We start from the raw sequence: 2532 nt of genomic DNA, 5'->3' as shown, positions 1-2532 counted from the left end.
GGGTCCGGTCGCACAGCTCCTTGGCCTCGCGCGGGGTGATCCCGCAGAACACCCCGGTGGCCACCGAGGTGTGCGGCACCTCCAGCCCGGCGGCCACGCGGGCGGTCGCGGCGAACGCGCTGCCCTGCGCCAGCTGCGGCGCCCAGTCCCCGGCGCGAGCGGCGAACTCCCGCAGCTCCGCCTCGTCGCCGCCGCCCGCGTAGGTCGCGGCCAGGCCCGCCCCCGCGTACAGGTCGCCGCGCCGCGACTCGGCGAACGAGTCGATCAGGTCGGCCACCACGGCCGGGTCCGCGCCGCCGACGAACCAGGAGGCCCGGCCGATGCCCTGGTCGATCACGTGGTCGGCGTACCAGGACATCGGGCCGCCCGGCCACGGGAACCGCGCCTCCCGGTACCGCTCGCGCACGTACCGCTCGGTGTGGAAGTACGCCTGGTGGAACCCGTAGCCGTCCAGCGCCAGCCAGCGCAGCAGCGGGTCGTCCAGCGCCATCCGCGACCACAGCGCGCGCGGCACCCGCGCCATCGCCCAGCCCGCGCCCACGTACACCATGTACGCGTGCTGCGCGCCCGCCCCGCTCAGGAAGCGGGCGTTGCGCCCGCGCCTGCCCAGCGGCAGCGCGTCCCGGATCGCGAACGCCATGCCCGCGCCCTCGTACGCGAAACCCCGGTACGGCGCGGGAACCTCCTCCAGCGGGGCGGTCGCGTCCTCCGGGGCGCGGGCCTGCGCGGCGTGCCCGAACCCCGCCAGGAAGCTGCCTCCCACGGTCTCCAGCAGCTCCCGCGCGGCCGGGTCCTTGTCGTGGAACCCGCGCACCGAGAGCCGCGTCTCGGACACGTCGGGGGTCAGGACTCGGCGCCGGAGCGCGCCCAGCGTGCTGCTCATCGATCGCTCCCCTCGCCCGGCCGCTCAGGCGCGGCTGACGGATCACCCGATCGTCACCGCGCGGCCCGACCAGCGCCTACTTCCAGCGTGCGAAGTGCTCCACCTGCGGCGGGGAGCGCGGGCAACGCGCGAGTAGCAGCGGCGATCGGCGCGGTGCGACTCTCGGCTCCCGGCGGGTGCGACCCGTGCCCGCACCCACTAGCCCAGAGGGATCACATGACGGCCCACTACAACGACATCATCGTCGGAGCGGGATCGGCCGGTTCGGTGCTCGCGGCCAGGCTCAGCGAGGACCCGGCGAGGCGGGTGCTGCTGCTGGAGGGCGGACCGGACCACGCCCGGCCGGACGAGCTGCCCGAGGAGGTGTTCCACGGCAGGTCCATGTCCTTCACCGGGCAGGACTGGGACTTCCGCGCCGACGTGCACGACGGCCGCCGCATCCGCTACCCGCGCGGCAAGCTCACCGGCGGCTCCTCCGCGGTCGGCGCGACGGTCGGGCTGCGCGGCGTGCCCGCCGACTACGACGACTGGGCGGCGGCGGGCAACCCGGCCTGGTCGTACGCGGGCGTGCTGCCCTACTTCCGGAAGCTGGAGAGCGACGGGGACTACGGCGAGAGCGAGTTCCACGGCGGCTCCGGACCGATCCCGATCCGGCGCTGGAGCGCGGACGAGCTGCCGATCGGGCAGACCGCGTTCACGCAGTCGTGCCTGGACCACGGGTTCGCCGAGGTCGCCGACCACAACCACCCGGAGGCCACCGGCGTCGGCTCCATCCCGTCCACCCGGCACGACCGGGACCGCAGGGCCACCACCGCCAGCACCTACCTGGCCCTGACCAGGGGCCGGGCGACCCTGGAGCTCGCGCCCGGCCTGCTGGTCGACCGGGTGGTCTTCGACGGGCAGCGGGCGATCGGCGTGCTCGTCGGCGCGCCCGGCGCGGAACCGGAGCTGGTGCGCGGCGACCGGGTGCTGCTCGCGGCGGGCGCGATCGGCACGCCCGCGATCCTGCTGCGCTCGGGGATCGGGCCCGCCGAGGACCTGCGGCGGCTGGGCGTGGACGTGCGCGCCGACCTGCCGGGCGTGGGCGCGAACCTGGTCGACCACCAGCGCACCGGCGCGTTCCTGGTGCCCGAACCGGGCGCGGTGGACCGCACCGAGGCGTTCCTCCAGCAGATCCTGCGCACCACCTCGCCGGTCACCGGGGACTTCAACGACCTCCAGTACTACATGGTCAACCACTTCGGCCTCGGCCCGTTCCCGGAGCTGCAGATGCTCGCGGGCACCACCGAGATCCTGGGCGTGATGGTCGTGGCGCAGCGGCCGGGCTCGCGCGGCCGGGTCGCCCTGGAGTCCACCGACCCGCGCGCGGCCCCGGTGATCCGGCTGAACTTCCTGGACGACGAGCGCGAGATCGACGTGCTGGTGGACGGGGTGCGCACCGCGTGGCGGCTCGCGCACCACCCGGACATCCTCAAGCTGGGGCAGGGCTTCGTGGTGCTGCGCGACGCGATGATCGACAACGACGACATGGTGCGGCAGTACGTCAAGACCAGCCTGGAGAGCGCTTACCACCCGACCGGCACGGTCCGCATGGGACCGGCGTCCGACCCGTCGACCGCGGTGGACGAGCGCGGTGCGGTGCACGGGCT

The 2532-nt window shown here is 74.8% G+C and carries 2 protein-coding genes; one reads left to right on the top strand and one right to left on the bottom strand.

Annotated features, from left to right (window positions below; all coding sequences use genetic code 11):
* Nucleotides 1-883: DUF1702 family protein (locus ACTUAL_RS29835; RefSeq protein ID WP_440902574.1), on the bottom strand; the 883-nt coding region annotated here is incomplete at its 3' end.
* Nucleotides 884-1099: 216 nt separating this feature from the next.
* Here ACTUAL_RS29835 and ACTUAL_RS29830 point away from each other — a divergent pair.
* Nucleotides 1100-2532, top strand: a 1433-nt coding sequence (locus ACTUAL_RS29830) for a GMC family oxidoreductase (protein WP_440902573.1), incomplete at its 3' end; no start/stop codon positions are given.

The organism is Actinosynnema sp. (genome assembly GCF_052038725.1).
This window is presented reverse-complemented; position numbering and strand designations above follow the sequence as displayed.